This is a genomic window from Microvirga arvi (assembly GCF_016892765.1).
GTDB classification, from domain to species: domain Bacteria; phylum Pseudomonadota; class Alphaproteobacteria; order Rhizobiales; family Beijerinckiaceae; genus Microvirga; species Microvirga arvi.
The window spans coordinates 1-18,428 of sequence record NZ_JAFEMD010000057.1 but is presented as its reverse complement, the minus strand read 5'-3'; the positions used below and the strand labels follow the sequence as shown (position 1 = coordinate 18,428).

The following is an 18,428-nucleotide window of genomic DNA, read 5'->3' as shown; positions in this document are numbered from 1 at the left end:
TACCTCCAAGGGGTTAACCCAAAAGAGAAGTGCATGTTTCAACCAAAGCGCGAAAAAGAGCCGACTGTCAGAGAAAAGCCCCCCACTGCGGCGTGGAGGGCTTTGAGGGTCTCGAAGACCGGGGGCACATGGCCTTCGTATCGGTGTAATGCGGTGAGAGAGGCATTGTTCCGAAAGCGTCCTGCCGTCCGGATTGATGGAACGAGATAAAATGCAATGCCTAGCGCAGAGACCGTGTTTTGCGGGTAGGCTCCTTGTCAGGTGTGAACCTCTTGTGTCTCTTGAACCGAGGCCCCTGGGACTTATGTTCTCGTGTCACATTGCGACCAGGGTCTGCGGAGTCTGAGATGTCCAGCAATCGGAACAGATCTGATCTTGTCCGGGGCGCGGCCTATGGTCGGCTCATCCTGGGGTCTGGCTCCTCAACACTCGTGGTGTCCCCCTTACAGCCTATGATCATGAGCTCGGGTGAAAGAATCTCGCGACAGACCGGGCGGATACGCCTCTCATGAGGGATGCCGCTTTGGAAGGGGCACCGACCCCGCTTTCCAAACCTTGGGATAACAGGGATCAACAGGATTCTGGAGCGACCTCTTGGCTCCTCGCCAGCGGCGAGATGGGTGAGCATATCCGCGTTCATGATTGGGAAGCGACCCCGCTCGGATCCCTTCAGTCGTGGCCTCAGAGTCTCCGTACGCTCGTCGACCTCATGCTCAGCTCTCGGCATCCTGCCTGTGTTGCCTGGGGCGCGAGTCTCACACTGCTCTACAATGATAGCTTCGCATCGATTCTCGGCCTCAAGCATCCGGCGGCTCTCGGTATGCCGTATCGGGACGTGTGGCCTGAGATGTGGGCTCGCCACGGGTCATTCATCGATTCCGTGATGAAGATTGAGGGGAGGCAGGCTCCTGGCGCGACTGCCGTGCCAGAAGGACCGGCAGGTTGGACCATGGGAGCCTTCACCTTCTCCATGACGCCCGTCAGGGATGAAACAGGCAAAGTTGCCGGATTCTATTGCTCTGGAACCGAGAAGACCGGCCGTGAGAGCGAGGAGCGGCTCAGGCAGGTGCAGGAGGCTGCAAGGATCGGCAGTTTTGAATTCGACCGCATCACCGGCCATGCCGTCGCCTCGCCGGAATACATGGAATTATACGGACTTGCGGAGGATCGATCCAAAGCCTTCTCCTATAACGCGTGGATCCTCCTCGTGCATCCGGAGGATCGAACCAGGATCGAAGCCGAAACGCGGGCTGCCGTCGCCGATCCTGCTCGTCATCAGCTCGACTACGAGTTCAGGATCTTCCGCGCCGATACGGGTGAGATGCGATGGATTACGGCGCGAACCAAGCTGATCCGGGATGCCGAAGGACGCTTCGTGCGTTCGCTCGGAGCCCAGTGGGATATCACTGCCGAAAAAGATACCGAGTCGGCTTTGCGCGAAAGCGAGGAGCGCTACCGGTCGTTCATTACGCGCAGCTCCGAGGGAATCTGGCTTCTGGAATTCAATCCGCCGCTCGACACGAGACTGCCGGTGGAGGAGCAGGTCGAGCTCGCCTACCGCCATGGGCGCTTCGTTGATTGCAACGACGCCATGGCGCGCATGTATGGACTTGCGAGGGCCGAGGATCTGATCGGCCGGACGCTTGACTTCGCATTGCCTTCGTCCGACCCGGAAGCCAGAGCGTACCTCACCGTTATCATCAACGCCGGCTACAGCGTGACCGGAGCAGAATCCGCAGAGCAGGATGCTGCCGGCAATCGCAAGCATTTCGACAACAGCATGACCGGGATCGTCGAGGACGGCCAGTTGAAGCGGCTTTGGGGAATCCAGCGTGATATCACCGACCGCAAGAAGGCTGACGAGCAGCGTACGCTCCTGATCAATGAACTGAACCACAGAGTCAAAAATACTTTGGCTACGGTGCAGTCGATTGCCTCTCAGACCCTGCGCAACGCCGAAACGGCATCGGAAGCCAAGGAAGCCCTGGAAATGCGCCTGATCGCCTTGGCCCGGGCTCACGACGTCTTGACGAAGGAGAACTGGGAAGGGGCGGAACTCAAGGATATCGTCGCTCAGGCTCTCGCACCTTACGCCATTCTGGAGGAGGAACGCCTGGCGATGGCAGGTCCCGAAGTCCGGTTATCGCCCCGTATCGCTCTCGCACTTTCCATGGCGCTTCAGGAATTGACCACCAATGCCGTGAAGTATGGCGCCCTGTCGAACGCGACGGGCAGGGTCGACATCGCGTGGAGCGTCGAGCCGGCCGAGCCCTGGAGCCGTCTGCACCTGCGCTGGCAGGAGAGCGGCGGCCCTCATGTTCAAGCGCCGACGCGCTTCGGCTTCGGCTCCCGGCTCATCGAACGGAGCCTTGCGCGCGAGCTCAATGGAGATGTCCGGATCGAATTCCGCCCCGAGGGGATCCTGTGCACGGTGGACGCTCCGCTTTCTTAAAGCGCTCTTGCTGCAGCGATGAGAATCTAAACGGATTGGAACCATCCGTGGGTAAGGCGTTTGACGAGCAAATATCTCTTACAGGTGATCCGATGCTCAAGCTCCTTCGCAACCTTTTCATGCTCCGCCAGGCCTGGAAAATAGTGAAGCGCCAGCGCTGAGGGAGACCCGTCTTCATGCCTGTCTTGCAGGCCCCGGAGCATAGGGGCTCCAGCCGCTGATCTGGACAAATCCGTCGCGGGCAGCGACCACCATCTGCTTGCGGTGCCGGTGCACGAGTGTGCCGGGCCTGTAACGGTGCGGCTCGTGCCAGCCCGATGCCTCCCACACATAGACGTAGCGGGAATCGACTTGGGCGAACGCCTCGATGGAGCCGAAAGCGCGGATGGTGCGCAGCACGTCGCGAACGCCTCCTGTCCAATCGACGGTTCTCTGCGCCTGCGTCACCCGCGGCCAGTAGGTCCCTGAGCCCTGCGGCTTTGCCTCGGCACAGAAACGGGGCAGGCCGCCTGCAAGCTCTATGGCCAGCTCCTTGGCAGCCATCTGGCACTTGGAGAGCAGGGTATCGTGGGTTTCCGTGTCGCTCAGAGGGAAGCGCTTCTGAACCATGATCGCGCCCGTATCGAAAGCCGGCTCGAGAACATGGGCCGTCATGCCCCATTCGGGCAGCCCATCAAGGATGGCCTGAAAGAGCGGGTACGGCCCGCGTCCCAGGGGTAGGGGCGAAGGGTGGAAGTTGATGGCATAGGAAAGGTGCCGCTCCCAGCCCGTGATCAGCCAGGGATACCCCGCTACCACCAGTGCTTCGCAGCCCATGGTCTTGAGGCTCGCAAGGTCGGCCGGAAGGATCCGCGTCATCTGCACCGGCAGCTTCAAGCCGCGCGCACGGGACAGGGTTGCGTCGTTGAAATCGTAGATGCTGTCGCAGGGGCGGCTGAAGAGTTTGACCGGTTCCCACCCCTTGGCGAGAAACGCCTCGAAAACATCTCCCAGAAAATCGATTCCGGCGAAGGCAAAGCGCATTCCCGGTGATCTCCTTCCCCAATGTTTCCGCTCGAACTCTTTCCAAAGCAATCAACGCAAGAACGCGATGATGCGCAAGCCCGTTCACACGCCATGCGGAAGAGAGGATCCGGTTTTCGCTAGCGCGGCCCGCTGGGTCCGCAGCCAACGATGCGCCGCGGGGAAAACCGATCATCGCAGGAACCCCGGAAGTGCCTTGTGATTTTGGACCCGAGGCGCTTGCGGGAACTTCAAAGTACACTCAAGATTTAGCCTTGAGCATAAGGCAGGAGACCGCCTGCGCTTTTGGGGTGGATTCCTGTCGTAAGCTCTTCTGGGCTTGAGAAGGAGTTCGCATGGTATCCAATGATTTCATCCGCCAGATGGAAGGCTATGGGCTGACGACCGCCAAGATCCTGTATCGCATGCCGGATCACCCGACCTTCCTGCAGACCTATATCTGGCAGGAATATGATCTGGCTCCCCGCTTCCCCGTGCTCATCGATTTTCTCGACTTCTGGAAGCGGGAACTCGCAGGACCCCTGCACTCGGTCACGGTCACCCATGCCCAGCTGATCCGTCCCGCCGAGTTCCGAGCGGTTCAGGGGGAGATCAACATTCATTGATACGCCTTGGCCCCGGACGTTAAGTCAGGTAGAGAGGCGCCCTGAGCATCCCCGAACCTGTCAGGGCTCCTTGTTTTCCAACGCGCGCACTTCCCAAATTCTGCTCGCCCTTGCCTCCCAGCCAGGCGAGCGCCTCACTGTGCGCGAGATCATGGCGGTTCTCCAGGACAGGGCCTTCTCGCTCCTCGTCGTTCTGCTCGGGCTGCCCAACTGCCTTCCCATGCCGCCGCCGATCCCCCTGGTCTGCGGCCTCCTGCTGGCGCTCGTCGCCATCCAGATCGTCTTCGGCCGTGAAGTCCCATGGCTGCCGCGCCAGCTCATGAACCGCTCGGTGGCCCGCACGGACGTGGAGCGGGCGGTGGGCCGTGCCGTCCCGGCCTTTCGCCGGCTGGAGCGCATTTCGCGTCCGCGCATGACCTTCCTCGACACGCCATTCGCCATGCGCCTCATGGGCGCGGTGATCCTGATCCTGTCGGTGGGACTTCTCTTCGCGCCACCCTTTGTGGGGCAGATTCCCCTCGGCCTCGCCGTGTGCCTCGTCGGCCTGGGGCTCGTCGAGCGGGATGGTCTCGTGGTGGTGGGAGGCCTGGTGGTCGGCTCCATCGGCCTGACGCTCAGCCTCGGCTTCGTCTACGCGATCTTCACCGGGATCGACACGCTCATATAGAACGAGCCTGCGGCCGTCCGACGGCCGCAGGCTCTGTTTCTCTTAGTCGTTGTCGTCGTCGAATTCCGGGGCCGCCTTGAGCTGGTCCACCGGCATGTTCACGACGATCTGCATGTCATCGCTCTTCCGTGCGGACGACGAGCCGGCGGTCTGGCCCGAGCCTTGGACGGAACCAGTGGTCGCCGCATCGGCCGCATTGATCTGGACCGCGCTCAGGGGCAGGGCCACCGTGCGGTCACCCAATCCCTTGTCCACCTCTATGATCACGGCCACGACACGTCCGCTGCGGTCGAGCACCAGATCCTCGACGTCGCCGATATCCTTGTTGTCGGCGCCGACCACATCCTCGTCCATGATCTTGGAGGCGAGCATCTGGCCAGCCTCGAGGCGCGTCATGAAAGTCGTACCCGACGAGGCATTGGCTGCGGAAGGCTGGGCAGGGGTCGAAGGCGCGGTTTGGGCCAGAGCGGCCGAGGCCAGCAGGGTGGAGCCGATCAGGCCGGCGGTGAGCGTCAGCTTCTTCATTTATCATCTCCCGATTGCGTTTTCAGTGAAGGTCTAACGCAACGGGATAGGCTTGGTTCTCCGCTCAAGCTCAGATCAGGCGCAGGCCCTTGAGGCTCGCATGGCCCTCGCGGCCCACGATGATGTGGTCATGGACGGTGATCCCCAGGGGCTTCGCCACTTCGATGATCTCGCGGGTCATCTTCACGTCGGCGGAGGACGGGGTCGGGTCCCCCGAGGGATGATTGTGGACCAAAATCAAAGCCGAAGCCGAGAGTTCGAGGGCGCGCTTCACCACCTCGCGGGGATAGACCGGGGTGTGGTCGATTGTGCCCGATTGCTGCACCTCGTCGGCGATGAGCGCGTTGCGCTTGTCGAGGAAAAGGAGCCTGAACTGCTCCTTGTCCATGAAGGCCATCGCGGTGCGGCAATAGTCGATGACCGTGGTCCAGGAGGACAGGACAGGGCGCTTCGCCACCTCTCCCTTGGCAAGGCGCCGGGCGGAAGCCTCCACGATTTTCAGATCCGTGACCACGCTGTCGCCGATCCCGTCCACCTCCATGAGCCGGGCCGGGGAGGCCGCCAGCACTTCGGCGAATGTGCCGAAGCGCTTGAGCAGTTCCTTGGCGATGGGCTTCACGTCGCGCCGCGGGATCGAGCGGAAGAGCACGAGTTCCAGCAGCTCGTAATCCGGCACCGCATCGCCGCCCACCTCCATGAAGCGGGCGCGCAGCCGGTCGCGGTGGCCGTGATAATGGGGAAGGTCGTCGCTCATGCCTGTCTGTTGCTTCGTGCCCTCAATGTGCTCCGGAACGCGCATTCCGACGCAGCATTGTTACCTTGTAGGCCAGAAGCGATGCGGCAGGCTAGTGTCAAGCTCGGATCAAGACGGCTTGTCCAGCCCCTTCGGCGAATAGGTGAAGACCTCCACGCCGGTCTCCGTCACGCCCACCATGTGCTCGAACTGGGCCGAGAGGGAGCGGTCGCGGGTCACGGCGGTCCAGCCGTCGGAGAGCACCTTCACCTGCGGCCTCCCTATATTGATCATGGGCTCGATGGTGAAGAACATGCCGGGTTTCAGCTCTACGTTGTAGGCTGGCTCCACGTAATGGAGGATCGTCGGCGAATCGTGGAAGACCTTGCCGATGCCGTGGCCGCAGAAGTCCCGCACCACGGAGCAGCGCTCGGCCTCCGCATAGGATTGGATGGCTGCGCCGATGTCGTTGGTGGTCGCGCCGGGCTTGACGGCGGCGATGCCGCGCAGGAGGCATTCATAGGTGATTTCGCACAGCCTCTGCGCCCGGCGCGGCACCTCGCCCACGTAGTACATGCGGCTTGAATCGCCATGCCACCCGTCGAGGATGAGGGTCACGTCGACATTCATGATGTCGCCGTCGCGCAGAGGTTTGTCGTTCGGGATGCCGTGGCAGACCACATGGTTGATCGAGGTGCAGATCGTCTTGGTGTAGCCGCGGTAATGCAGGCAGGCCGGATAGGCGCCATGGTCGCGGATGAAGTCGAAGGCGAGCCCGTCCAGGAAGTCCGTCGTGACGCCGGGCTTCACGTGCTCCGAGAGCATGTCCAGGCATTCGGCCACCATGCCGCCGGCGCGCCGCATCCCTTCGAAGTCCGCAGGTCCGTGGAGCGGGATCTCGGCGGCGCGCTTGCGCTCGACAACATCGGTCTCGGTCATGCTCAATCCTTGATCTGTTGCCCGGAATGTAAGGATCGCCGCGCGCGACGCAAGCGAAGACCTCTCGCAAAGACCTCATGCCCCGCTTGCGATTGGCGCCCGAGGGTGTCATGAGCAACCCTGTTCGTCCGCTTCGTGGCTTTGGATGTCTCGCTAATGAATGATTCCCGCCCCTTCGGGGACTTTGCGCCTTCAGGTCTCACCCGCTGGGTGATCGACCGGACGCGCGGGTTGCCCGAGGGCTGGGCCGGCCGCCGGCTCGCCCTGATGCTGCGCCATCTGGCGATGAAGATGCTGAAGGGTCCGCCGCTCGATCTGGAGACCTTCGGCGTGCGGATGCGGCTCTACCCCTACAAGAACGTCTGCGAGCGCCGGCTTCTCTTTACGCCCCAGTACTTCGACGCCGACGAGCTCAAGATCCTGACCTCGAGGATCAAGGACGGGTTCACCTTCATCGATGTGGGTTCGAATGTCGGCTGGTATGCCCTTTTCCTGGCGCAGGAGGCTGGGCCCGCCGTCTCGACCCGCATCCTCGCGGTCGAGCCCCAGCCGGAAATCTTCGACCGTCTCATCTACAATATCCGCCAGAACCCCTCCTGCACCATCAAGGCCGTCGACTGCGCCGTGGCGGACAAGACGGGCGAGCTCACCCTCTTCCTCGACCCTCTCAACCGGGGCGAGGCGAGCCTCAAGATCGTCAATTCGAGCCAGACCGATGCGATCCGCGTTCCGGCCGTGACCCTGCTCGACCTTCTGACCCGGGAGGGCCTGACCCGCGTGGACGCGATCAAGCTCGACGTGGAGGGGGCGGAGGATCTGGTGCTCGACCCCTTTTTCCGGGATGCGCCGGCTTCCTTCTACCCGTCGTTGTTCATCGTCGCGAACGTGCCCGAGCGCTGGCAGAGCGATGTGGTCGGGCTCCTGAAGAGCAAGGGCTACCAACCCATCCTCGAGACCAAGATGAACCTGGTGTTCGAGCGCTCCTAGTACTGCTCCTGCGCTGTCATCCCGGGGCCGCGCAGCGGAGCCCGGGATCCATAAACGGTGACGGTGCAGGATCGGCAAAGCGGCTTCCGAAGCGCCTTCTTTGAAGGGTGTCGTGGTTATGGATCCCCGCCTGCGCGGGGATGACACCGAGGGCGTTTGGACACCCCGGAACAAACTCGGGCTCTACCGCGGCGTCACGATTTCCACGGGGCGGTCGATCGTCACCTCCTGCGGCGTGATCCGGCAGACATAGGCATAGGATTCCACCCCCGAGGCGAGGGCGTGCCGGAAGGCCTTGTCGTAGGCCGGGTCGATGTCGCGGGCGACGTCGAAGCGTCCGGCATCCATCTGGATGACATAGACGAGGGCGGCTCGCGCGCCCTGGGCGGCCATGTCGGCCAGCTCATAGAGGTGCTTGGCGCTGCGGGCCGCGACGCAGTCCGGGAATTCGGCGAAGCCCGCCTCGCGCATGAGGTGGCAGTTCTTCACCTCCAGGTAGCAGGGCGGCTCCCCATCCTTCTCGAGCAGGAAGTCGACCCGGCTGTTGCGGCCGTACTTCACCTCCGGCCGAACCCGGTCATAGCGGGCAAACGGTGCGAGGCGACCCTCGCGCAGGGCCTCCGCCACCAGCAGGTTGGGGCGGGAGGTGTTGATCCCGATGAGCTGGAGCGGACCGCCGCCGGCGGCCACCTCCACGAACTCCCAATTGTACTTGAGCTTGCGGTCCGGGTTCGTCGCCCGCGAGAGAAAGACCCGGCTGCCGGGCTCTTTTAAGCCCATCATGGCTCCGGGATTGGCGCAATGGGCGGTGACCGCCTCGCCGGTATCAAGCTCAATATCTGCCAGAAATCGCTTGTAGCGCTCGATGAGACGGCCCTCGAGCAGGGTTTCCTGAAAACGCATCCAAAACCAACATTCGACTGTAAAAAAATCTCTCGTAGCAGGGGTGAAGCCTTAGGTTCAACCCGTGCCGCGGAGCGTCATCCCGGATGGCGTCAGCCGCTCCGGGAATCGGCTGCAGGACAGGGCATGGGCATTCCCTCCCCCCTGTGCGGGGGAGGGTGGCGAACGAAAGTGAGCCGGGAGAGGGGGCGTGATTGCACGAGCACTGCCCCTCTCCCGACCCTCGCTGACGCGAGGGCCACCCTCTCCCGCTAAAGGGGAGAGGGCAGGGTGTACGTTCTCATTTTGTTCTTGACAGTTGTCCTAAGCTCGGCTATATCATTCCCTATCCCCGCCCTCGAGGGGCGCGCTCGCGAGGCGTCGCAAGAGTGGGGCGGAGAGCGGTCCCGCCGCAGGCCTCGCACGCCTGTGATCGCGGGTGGCCGATCCTGGCTTCGATCCAGGTCCGCTGAAACAAACCGCGCGTGACGAGCAGTCTGGCTCTCACTTTCACCACACATCATCGAGCCGGGCTGCCCGACGCGCCACCCTCGATCTCAACCTGAAGGCTCGCAGCTCACGCTGCGGGCCCCAAGGCGCTGGTTCTTTGACAGACTTAAATCTCTGCCGCTTTGTCATAGCCGTTCCTGGGTCAAGTCCGAGGATGACACGGCAAGGATCCACAGAGGAGCACAAGGCCGGGGATGGCAGTGGGATGAACTCTTGCCGGTGCTTGAGAATTGCCGTTTCTAGGGCTAAACGCCCCCAAAAGGATCCCTGCGCATGGCCGTCTCCGTCACAGCAGCCCTTCTCATCATCGGCGATGAGATCCTTACCGGGCGCACCAAGGACAAGAATATCGGCTACATCGCCGAGTACCTGACCGGGATCGGCATCGACCTGCGCGAGGTCCGCGTCGTGCCCGACGTGGAGGAGGAGATCGTGGATGCGGTCAATGCCCTGCGCAGCCGCTACACCTATCTCCTCACCACCGGCGGCATCGGCCCGACCCATGACGACATCACCGCCGACGGCATCGCCAAGGCCTTCGGCGTCGGGATCGATCACGATCCCCGGGCGGTGGCGATGCTCCGGGAGCGCTACAATCCGGAAGATCTCAACGAGGCCCGCCTGCGCATGGCCCGCATCCCCGATGGCGCCGACCTGATCGAGAACCCGATCTCCAAGGCGCCGGGCTTCCGCATCGGCAATGTCTTCGTCATGGCGGGCGTGCCTTCGATCATGCAGGCCATGCTCGACAACATCGCGCCGAATCTGGAGACCGGCGCGCGCATGATCATCGAGACCATCGAGGCGGAGGGGCTGGCCGAGGGCATCTATGCCGAGGGCCTCGGCCAGATCGCCTCGTCACACCCGAGCGTCTCCATCGGGTCCTATCCGTCTTTCTCGACCAGCGGTTTCCGCAACCAGATCGTCGTGCGGGGCAAGGACCCGGACGCGGTTGCCCGGGCCGCCACCGCCGTCCGCGATCATCTCGCCCGCCTCAAGGGTGACCGGGCGCCTCTCTAGCGTATCGTGCGGACCTCCGGGTTCGCTCCAAACGATGCGTTCTTTAAAAAGTTGAGCATCGGATCGATCCCAAAAGCGGGATCCCCTTTCGGGTCCGATGCTCTAAGCGTTATCCTCGCCACCACCGTCAAGAAGAGCATGCCGATGTCACCGACCTCTCCCAAAGCCTTCCCCGTCTCCTGGGATCAGTTCCACCGCGATTGCCGTGCCCTTGCGTGGCGCCTTGCGGCGGCCGGTCCGTTCGAGGCGATCGTCTGCATCACCCGCGGCGGCCTCGTGCCCGCCGCCATCGTGGCCCGCGAGCTTGATGTGCGCCTCATCGAGAGCGTCTGCATCGCGAGCTATCACGACTACAAGAACCAGGGCGAGCTGCAGGTGCTGAAGGACATCGCGCCCGCCATCAAGGCGCTGGGCGACGGGACGGGCAAGGGCGTGCTCGTGATCGACGACCTGACCGATACCGGCAAGACGGCCAAGATCGTCCGCGACATGCTGCCCAACGCGCATTTCGCCGCCGTCTATGCCAAGCCCGCCGGACGTCCCCTGATCGACACCTTCGTGACGGAAGTGAGTCAGGACACATGGATCTACTTCCCCTGGGATATGGGACTGGCCTACCAGGCGCCGATCCGCGAAGGCTCGGCCGGCTAGTTCATCAGGAGCGCGCCCGTGGCGGAGTTCGATATCGCGCGGACGCGCAAAACCCTTTTCGGGGCACTCCTCGACGCCAGGGACAGCTTCGGCCGCAATAAGGCCGCCCTGGAAGACCTGGAGCGCCAGCCGATCACCTTCGGCCGCCTCGTCCTCGGCTCACTGGTGCTCGGGCGCAAGCTCGCGAGCCTGACGAAGGAGCGTGAGCCTGTCGGCGTGCTGCTGCCGAACGTGCAGGCCATTGCGGTCACCCTGTTCGGCCTCAACGCCTTCGGACGCGTACCCGCCTTCCTGAACTTCACGGCAGGTCTTAAGAACATCAGGGCCGCCTGCGAGGTGGGCGAGGTCGAGACGATCGTGACCTCGCGCCGCTTCGTCGAGCAGGGCAAGCTCGACGACCTGATCGAGGCTCTCGGAGAGGGGCGCAGGATCCTCTGGCTCGAGGATGTCCGTGCAGGGATCACGAGTCTCGACAAGCTGCGCGGGCTTGTCGATTCATGGATGGCGCGGCGCATCCATGCCGGCGCGAAAGTCCGACCCGACGATCCGGCCGTCCTGCTCTTCACGTCGGGCTCGGAGGGCGTGCCGAAAGGCGTCGTGCTGTCGAACGCCAATCTGGTCGCGAATGCGTATCAGGTGAAAGCCCTGGCAGGCGATGTGCTGAAGGACGATGACGTCTTCTTCGATCCGCTGCCGATCTTCCATTCCTTCGGCCTCACGGCGGGTCTTCTGACGGCTTTGCTCAATGGAATGAAGTCGGTGCTCTATCCGAGCCCGCTGCACTATCGGCAGATCCCGAAGCTCGTTGCGGGAACGCGCGCGACGGTGATGCTCGCCACCGATACCTTCCTGCAGGGCTATGCCCGCGCCGCCGGGGAGGACGATCTGGCGAGCGTGCGCTTCGTGATCGCCGGAGCCGAGCGGGTGAAGGACGAAACGCGCCGGCTTTGGGACCGGCACGGCACCGTCATCGTCGAGGGCTACGGTGCCACCGAGTGCTCGCCGGTCATTGCCTGCAACCTCCCCGACACGAACCGCCCCGGCTCGGTGGGACACTTTCTGCCCGGCATCGAATGGCGGCTGGAGCCCGTCGAGGGGATCCAGGAGGGCGGGCGCCTGCATGTGCGCGGCCCGAACGTTATGAAGGGCTACCTCGACCCCTCGTCACCTGATCGCGTCCATCCGCCGGTCGACGGCTGGCATGACACGGGCGACATCGTCACGGTGGATGACGGCATCGTCACGATCCGAGGACGTGCGAAGCGCTTTGCCAAGATAGGGGGCGAGATGGTGTCCCTCGCTGCCATCGAGGCGACCGTCCAGACCCTCTGGCCCGACAGCAGCCATGTGGTGGTCGCAATTCCGGATCCGCGCAAGGGCGAGCAGATCGTCCTCATCACCGACAAGGGGGATGCGGATCGCGATGTGCTCCTGGCCCATGCCAAGGGCCACGGCTTTCCCGAGCTCTGGGTCCCGCGCTCCATTCTCGTGTCGAGCATCCCCGTGCTGGGCTCCGGAAAGACCGACTATGCTGCCGCGGTCGAAATGGCGAGGCGTCTGCAGCCGATGCTCTGAGCTTCGGCTTGCGATTGGCAATGTCCTGAAAGCGTCTCCTGTAACAAAAACTCCGCCTCCAACGTTGTCATGGGGACCTTGTATGGGCCGTAGGGGCACCTGCATGAAGGATGGCATGATGAGAAGGATGGCAATCTTGCTGGCGGCGGCACTGGCCGCTTCGAGCGCCTATGCCCAGCCGCGGCCCATGACCCCCAGCCTGACCTGCAACCAGGCCCGCGGCCTTGTCTTTTCGAGGGGCGCGATCGTTCTCGGGACGGGCACCTACACCTATGACCGCTATGTCAGCGACGTCAGGTTTTGCGAGATCAACGAGTGGACGCAACCCGCTGCGGTCCCGACGCGCGACACCCCCCAATGCCCGGTCGGCTATGTCTGTCGCGATTCCGATCTTTTTTGGGGTGACTGACCGATTCCCGCGGCGCCTGAGATCGCAGCAGCTTCGTGGCGGTAGCCGATGTCGGCCTCGGCCGGAACAGGGATTGAAAGGTCTGACGGGAGGCGCCCGTGGCGTGTTGAAATTTTGACACACCGTTCCGAATAAACGTGAGCTGTCTCGAAAATGCTTATCTTTTCATCAGTTTGTCCGCGGATTGAGCGGGGCGGGCTCATTGCTCCGATTGTGTCGGGCGGCGTCATGAATATGGTTGCGCTTGTACATGGGTCGGGGACCCAGACTATTTTTGGAGATAACCATGAAGCTCGCTAAGAGCCTCTTTCTCGGATCGGTCGCGGGTCTCGCGGCCGTTGTGGGGGCACAGGCTGCTGACCTGCCGGTGGCGACGGCTGCACCTGTCGAATACGTTCGCGTCTGCTCCACCCACGGCGCAGGCTTCTTCTACATCCCGGGCACGGAAACCTGCCTGCGCATCGGCGGCCGCGCCCGCGCCGAATATCAGTATTTCGAGCCCCTGACCCGCGCTGATAACGCGATCGGCTTCCGCGCTCGTGGCCGCGTCCAGCTCGACGCTCGCACCCCTACCGCCTATGGCCTCCTGCGCACCTTTGTGCGTCTCGAGATCACCCGAAACACCGGCGTCTATTCCAGCAACGGGACGATCAGCACCTCGCCGGATGTCGCTCAGGCCTTCATCCAGTTCGGAGGCCTGACCGCCGGTCGCGTGACGTCGTTCTTCACGAACAGCGATATCGCGAACGAGAACTTCGGAACGGTTCGTTTCTACGACTTCCCCGACGTGAACCTGCTCGCCTATACCTTCACGTTCGGCAACGGCTTCTCAGGCTCGATCTCTCTGGAAGAGGGTATCGATGCTGCTACGTCATTTGACGGTGGGCCCGAGTTGCTCGAAGCCGGTCAACGCATCCCGGATGTGGTCGCCAACCTGAAATACACCGGCACCTGGGGTTCGGCTCAGCTCTCCGGCGCCCTCCACCAGCTCCGCAGCCGCGTTGTGGCGGTGCCCGGCGTGGGCGGCATCATTCCGGATACCGAATACGGCTGGGCCGCGTCGGGTCAGGTTGCCGTGAACCTGCCGATGCTGGCCGAGGGTGATGCCCTGTGGTTTGCCGCGACCTATGCAGACGGAGCCCTGGGTTATCTCGGCTTCGATCCGGAAGTTGCAGCAGGGACGACCTCGCGCGCTGTCGTTGACGCTTATATCGGCGCCGATGGCGAGATCGAGACAGGCCGTGGATGGTCGGTTGCCGCAGGCCTGAACCATTACTGGACTCCGACGATCCGCCAGAGCGTGTTCGGTTCGTATGCTCGCGTTGAATATGGCTCTGACATTACGTCCGACTTCGACTTCAATGAATGGCGCCTCGGTTCGAACGTGATCTGGTCGCCGGTTTCGGGGCTCGATATCGGTGTCGAGGTTCTCTATTCCAACCTCGACCCGCGCAGCCCCGCCACCGATGAGGACGATTCCTGGGAAGGCCGTCTGCGCATCCAGCGCGACTTCTGATCAGCCCACTTCGATTGTATGGAAAACCCCGGTCTCACCACCGGGGTTTTTCCTTTTCCGGGATTTTCATTTCCGGGCGTGCCTAGAGCTGTTTCTACTGACGTAGAATCATCTCTCTTCTTTGGCGTGCCGCATATTTTGACGGCGAACCGGATCCACTTCGCCGAAATATGCTCTAGTTTTGGTGGGATCGCGCGTTTCCGGTTAATCGGACAGGGGCGCAGTCTGGTGGGAGTGAGGATGCCGAAGATCCGTATGGCCTTGGCGGCTGCGATGCTCGCGACTGGGCTCGGTGGATGCGTTGGTGCGGCCGGCATATCTACCTTGGAATATCGGTCAGGCCCTGGGTATGAGACGGAACGCGTCTATAACAGCCGGATCCAAGCGGATTCCAGTCAGGGCTTCACCCGGGAGGCTTGCGCCAATGTTTCCCATCGGGAGGTTGGCGCGTCGGGGCGGATTGTGGGCACTGGTCTGACGACTTGTGATTCCAACTAGCGTGATGAACCGCGGCCAAAGGAACGAACCCTTACCTTGACCGTTGGCATGGGGTCGTTTCCATCTTTCGGGAGAACACTCTCATGAACAACATCATTTGGCTTATCGGCGCAATCGTTGTGGTCCTCGCGATCCTGTCGTTCCTCGGACTGCGTTGAACACGAGCAGCGAACCTGCAGGACAGATCCTAGCGCATCGTGCGGACCCAGAGGGCCGCGTCAGCGAAAAGTGGGCCCGGTTTCCCGCACGAACGATGCGCTCTTCAAAGAGTGGAGCATCGGGCCTAAAAGTGGGTCCACTTTTAGGCCCGATGCTCTAGCGCTGTTCTGCAGTTCGCATCGTCTCATTCGCCAGTGGGATGTTGATGAGACGATGCGGTACAGTCGCTAACTTATGAGAACGAAGACAACTGACGCTACGTTCATCACGGCCAAGAGGCCGATCAATGTTCGGAACAGCGGAAGGCATCGCTTGACCGCTACCTCGGCGCCAAGTTCAGCGCCGACACCGAAGTCCAGATGAGAGTTTCTGAAGGCCATCCTTCATCCTCTTCATGGCATTACCTTACGTTAGGTGTGCCAGAATGGACTAGAACCGGTAGATCCTCGGTGCGGCTCCGCACAAGGCGGCGACTGGGGCAACGGGCTCGTCTCAATGGCGGGTCGCGCTCTTCTGTATCTGGAGAAGCTGCCCCTCGATCGCGCGCATTCTCGTCATCAGCCGGTCCAGCTCGGAAAGCAGCTGCCTCTCATCCTGTCGCGCCTGCTCGACCAGCTCCGCGGATGCGCCATGGCGAATCCGATGCAGGGCATCGGCCAGTTTTCGGTCGAGAAGCCGCATGTGATGCTCCAGGTCCAAGAATTCCTGGTGAAGCTGGGTCTCCTTGAGCACGTCAGAAGTCTCGCCTGAGAACATTCGGTCCAAGCTTAAGCTACAGCCTGTAAGCCGGTTCCCCCAAGATTAAAAACGACCACTTGGAAATTTTCTCAATGGCCAAGCTGAAACGGAGAGCGGTGTTCACCGTTCTGTGATCAGGGACGTCCGATCGAACCGCTCGATCGGGAGAGTTCATTTTTCGCGATCATCAGCGAGAGCGCTTTGAGTTGCACCCTCGGTATGATCGTTTTCTGCGTATTTTCTTGTATCGCGTCGGCTGTCCGCCTTGTGTTTCCGGAGCCGGATTTCCCCCACACGAGAGAGTCTGAGGAGCAGTGCTCTTTGCTGAATGACTCCGTGAACCCGCACAGGTAGAGGAGATGACCGAATGGGACAGAGCATAAAGCCTTATCGTGTAGCCTTGATCGTCGAGGACGATTTCGAGGTCAGAGGCTTAGCGGCAGCTCTTCTTGAGGAAACCGACCTCAAGGTCGTGGAAACCTCCAGTGCGGAAGAAGCCCTCGATTACCTGCGCCGGCATTCGGAGGAGGTTGCCTTCCTGTTTGCCGATCTCCGGCTGCCCTGCCTGATGGATGGCTTGGATCTCGTGCGTACCGTCCGCCTTAAATGGCCATGGGTCCGCACGGTGTTGACCTCCGGCAAGCCCTTGGATGGCCGGGATGCCGATGTTCTACGGGACGTCCGCTTCATGCCGAAGCCCTGGAGGGCTCTCGAGGTTCTCATGGAGGCGGAAAGGGCCGCTCAATCCTACCGCAGGAACTAGCAAGAATTCCACCTGCAGGTGTTACCCGCAGCCTGTCGCAGACGGATGTGGAACCTTGGCGCTTGCCAGGAATTGGCGTCAGCAGTTCGAAGAGGATTGATTGATGCCGAACACGTCTATTGCCACAGGATCTTTCGCGTCCCGCAAGGAGGCCAACCAAGCGGTCCAGCGTCTCGTCTCGGCCGGTTTCGCCCGCAACAGCATCGAGCTTCATGGGCATGATGACGATGAGGGGTATGAAGTTGCGATCCACACCCGTCAGGAAAATATCAAACGCGCCGAGCGTCTGATTCATGCTTCGGTTCCGCTCTACGCCGTGAGGCAGACCGCGTCCGGCGTTGTACAGACCGCTACGTCCTATCCCTTCCTTCTCCTCGGCGCCGGGGTTCTTGCGGGCTTCCTGATCTACAGCCTTATTCCGAGAGAGGGTTCAGCGTCCGGGGCGGCCGGTCCGCGGAACCGTCGTCGGCGCTAAGCACCGACCATATTCTAAAAGGCATGAGGGGCTCATGTCAGAGGTCCTCATGCCTTTCCCGGGCGGACACGCTTTCAAGTCTCTCCAGCAAATGCTTGATACGATCCGGTGCGGGCTCCTGCAGCATGCTCCGATAATTATGCTGCATCTGCCGCCCGAGATCCTTCAGGAGCTCAGATCGACCGGCTTCCGTAAGGTTGCCAGAGCCAACGCTCCAACCAGCGTTGCCTGCTGCGGCATGAGGGTGGTGCCCCTTTAGCATCCACGATCTCCTGAGGTTGCTTTCGTGACCGGAGAACGGGTAAGTCCTCATCAGGTTGCGGCTAAGGTTATGTAAAAAAAGATATTTTTGCCTTGTTGGAGTTGCCGCGCAGTCCTCATGAGGATTTTCGCCACGCCCGCTGCTTCCCGTTTCATGCCTTGACACGTTGCTGAGGCGACCGCCGGTCGCATTGGCTTGATCTGCTCAATGCGCCAAAGCTCGGCTTTAAGATTGCGGGTGGGGCTGCGGGATGCGTGAAGTGGTGATGATCTATTTGTGTGGCGTGATTCTGCTCCTTGCGGTCTCGACGATGATCGAAGAGCGGGAAGGGGTCGGACTCGACCATATTCTGATTGCCGGCTTCGGGTGGCCGATCCTGACACCCATCCTCGCCCTACGGGCTTGGAGCAACCGGTAGGGGGCCCTCGGGAGGATCCTGAACAAGGGACCGGAATGAAGGCCTATGCCCTCAATCCAGCCTCGAATGGATCAGGGTCGAGAACGCCTATGGTTTAGTTCCGGGCGGGTCGGGTGCGCGATACGCATTGATAACCGACTGGGCACTGAGGGGTATCGGCCGTCGGAACCCAAGCCGGCTCCGTGGTTTCGCCCAGCACGCAATACCCATACGAACCAACATAGCGGCCGTAGGTGAACGCGCTCGTGTTGAGGACGATGGCTCGTTGCGAGGAGACGAGGCTCCGTGCCTGAGCACATGACATCCCCAAGGTCAGAGGATGGCTTTGTGCTAAAGCCCCCGTCGTCATCGCCAGGAGGGCCGGAGCCGCAATCACTCCCATTCGGCGAAGGAACAGTGAACCGGACAGCATCACGGATCTCCTCTGGCGTGAGAGCGGCAGGCGCTTGCGACAATACTTGCCAACGACCGATACCGATGTGCTGTCATGCACATGGAAGATTGTTGAACGCAGCGCCTGCTCGTAAACCCCTGGCTACCGCTTAGAGGCTGACTGAAAAAGGTTGAGTGGCCTCAAGCCCCTGTGATTCCGTCGGATTTGCGAAGATTCGATGGAGGTCA

Annotated in this window: 19 protein-coding genes; 13 read left to right on the top strand and 6 right to left on the bottom strand. The window is 61.8% G+C overall.

Going from position 1 to position 18,428, the window contains the following annotated elements:
- The first annotated feature begins 616 nt into the window (after positions 1–616).
- On the top strand, positions 617–2,452 hold the full coding sequence (locus ILT44_RS24240; protein WP_204242178.1) for a PAS domain-containing HWE histidine kinase family protein: 1,836 nt from the start codon (positions 617–619) through the stop codon (positions 2,450–2,452).
- 174 nt (positions 2,453–2,626) lie between these two features.
- Here ILT44_RS24240 and ILT44_RS24235 read toward each other — a convergent pair whose 3' ends face one another.
- Positions 2,627–3,475, bottom strand: coding sequence for a methionyl-tRNA formyltransferase (locus ILT44_RS24235; RefSeq protein WP_204242177.1), 849 nt, complete (start codon positions 3,473–3,475; stop codon positions 2,627–2,629).
- Between the two features lie 335 nt (positions 3,476–3,810).
- Here ILT44_RS24235 and ILT44_RS24230 point away from each other — a divergent pair, with 335 nt between their 5' ends.
- On the top strand, positions 3,811–4,080 hold the full coding sequence (locus tag ILT44_RS24230) for an usg protein (protein ID WP_204242176.1): 270 nt from the start codon (positions 3,811–3,813) through the stop codon (positions 4,078–4,080).
- A 70-nt stretch (positions 4,081–4,150) separates the two neighbouring features.
- Complete coding sequence (locus ILT44_RS24225) at positions 4,151–4,747, top strand: exopolysaccharide biosynthesis protein (RefSeq protein WP_204242175.1); 597 nt, start codon at positions 4,151–4,153, stop codon at positions 4,745–4,747.
- Positions 4,748–4,789: 42 nt separating this feature from the next.
- On the opposite strand, the gene ILT44_RS24220 is transcribed toward ILT44_RS24225, so the two are convergent.
- The 3 genes from ILT44_RS24220 to map all read right to left on the bottom strand — a co-directional run bounded on the left by ILT44_RS24220 (position 4,790) and on the right by map (position 6,944).
- Positions 4,790–5,272, bottom strand: a complete 483-nt coding sequence (locus ILT44_RS24220) for a PRC-barrel domain-containing protein (RefSeq protein ID WP_204242174.1) — start codon at positions 5,270–5,272, stop codon at positions 4,790–4,792.
- A gap of 70 nt (positions 5,273–5,342) precedes the next feature.
- A complete protein-coding gene (gene radC, locus ILT44_RS24215; protein ID WP_204242173.1) occupies positions 5,343–6,026 on the bottom strand; it encodes a RadC family protein in 684 nt (227 codons plus the stop codon).
- Positions 6,027–6,134: 108 nt separating this feature from the next.
- On the bottom strand, positions 6,135–6,944 hold the full coding sequence (gene map, locus ILT44_RS24210) for a type I methionyl aminopeptidase (RefSeq protein WP_204242172.1): 810 nt from the start codon (positions 6,942–6,944) through the stop codon (positions 6,135–6,137).
- 156 nt (positions 6,945–7,100) lie between these two features.
- Here map and ILT44_RS24205 point away from each other — a divergent pair, with 156 nt between their 5' ends.
- Positions 7,101–7,931 carry an FkbM family methyltransferase gene (locus ILT44_RS24205; protein ID WP_204242171.1) on the top strand — a complete coding sequence of 277 codons (831 nt, stop codon included), beginning with the start codon at positions 7,101–7,103 and terminating at the stop codon, positions 7,929–7,931.
- Between the two features lie 183 nt (positions 7,932–8,114).
- On the opposite strand, the gene sfsA is transcribed toward ILT44_RS24205, so the two are convergent.
- Complete coding sequence (gene sfsA, locus ILT44_RS24200; protein ID WP_204242170.1) at positions 8,115–8,834, bottom strand: DNA/RNA nuclease SfsA; 720 nt, start codon at positions 8,832–8,834, stop codon at positions 8,115–8,117.
- A 762-nt stretch (positions 8,835–9,596) separates the two neighbouring features.
- Between sfsA and ILT44_RS24195 the strand changes: the two genes are divergently transcribed.
- The 8 genes from ILT44_RS24195 to ILT44_RS24160 all read left to right on the top strand — a co-directional run bounded on the left by ILT44_RS24195 (position 9,597) and on the right by ILT44_RS24160 (position 17,127).
- A complete protein-coding gene (locus ILT44_RS24195; RefSeq protein WP_204242169.1) occupies positions 9,597–10,343 on the top strand; it encodes a competence/damage-inducible protein A in 747 nt (248 codons plus the stop codon).
- A 144-nt stretch (positions 10,344–10,487) separates the two neighbouring features.
- Positions 10,488–10,994, top strand: a complete 507-nt coding sequence (gene gpt, locus ILT44_RS24190) for a xanthine phosphoribosyltransferase (protein WP_190843991.1) — start codon at positions 10,488–10,490, stop codon at positions 10,992–10,994.
- A gap of 18 nt (positions 10,995–11,012) precedes the next feature.
- Positions 11,013–12,569: an AMP-binding protein gene (locus tag ILT44_RS24185; protein ID WP_204242168.1), complete on the top strand. Its 1,557-nt coding sequence runs from the start codon at positions 11,013–11,015 to the stop codon at positions 12,567–12,569.
- Positions 12,570–12,696: 127 nt separating this feature from the next.
- The gene (locus ILT44_RS24180) at positions 12,697–12,978 is read left to right on the top strand and encodes a hypothetical protein (protein ID WP_204242167.1); all 282 of its coding nucleotides are present in this window, start codon (positions 12,697–12,699) and stop codon (positions 12,976–12,978) included.
- Between the two features lie 286 nt (positions 12,979–13,264).
- Positions 13,265–14,494, top strand: a complete 1,230-nt coding sequence (locus ILT44_RS24175; RefSeq protein WP_204242166.1) for a porin — start codon at positions 13,265–13,267, stop codon at positions 14,492–14,494.
- A gap of 1,152 nt (positions 14,495–15,646) precedes the next feature.
- Positions 15,647–15,901, top strand: coding sequence for a hypothetical protein (locus ILT44_RS24170; RefSeq protein WP_204242165.1), 255 nt, complete (start codon positions 15,647–15,649; stop codon positions 15,899–15,901).
- Positions 15,902–16,256: 355 nt separating this feature from the next.
- Complete coding sequence (locus ILT44_RS24165) at positions 16,257–16,652, top strand: response regulator (protein WP_204242164.1); 396 nt, start codon at positions 16,257–16,259, stop codon at positions 16,650–16,652.
- Between the two features lie 103 nt (positions 16,653–16,755).
- Positions 16,756–17,127: a hypothetical protein gene (locus ILT44_RS24160; protein WP_204242163.1), complete on the top strand. Its 372-nt coding sequence runs from the start codon at positions 16,756–16,758 to the stop codon at positions 17,125–17,127.
- 37 nt (positions 17,128–17,164) lie between these two features.
- Here ILT44_RS24160 and ILT44_RS31980 read toward each other — a convergent pair whose 3' ends face one another.
- A complete protein-coding gene (locus ILT44_RS31980; protein WP_204242162.1) occupies positions 17,165–17,389 on the bottom strand; it encodes a NepR family anti-sigma factor in 225 nt (74 codons plus the stop codon).
- A 250-nt stretch (positions 17,390–17,639) separates the two neighbouring features.
- On the opposite strand from ILT44_RS31980, the gene ILT44_RS24150 reads away from it, so the two are divergent.
- Entirely contained in the window at positions 17,640–17,807 is a 168-nt protein-coding gene (locus ILT44_RS24150) for a hypothetical protein (protein WP_204242161.1), read from the top strand.
- Positions 17,808–18,428: the final 621 nt, after the last annotated feature.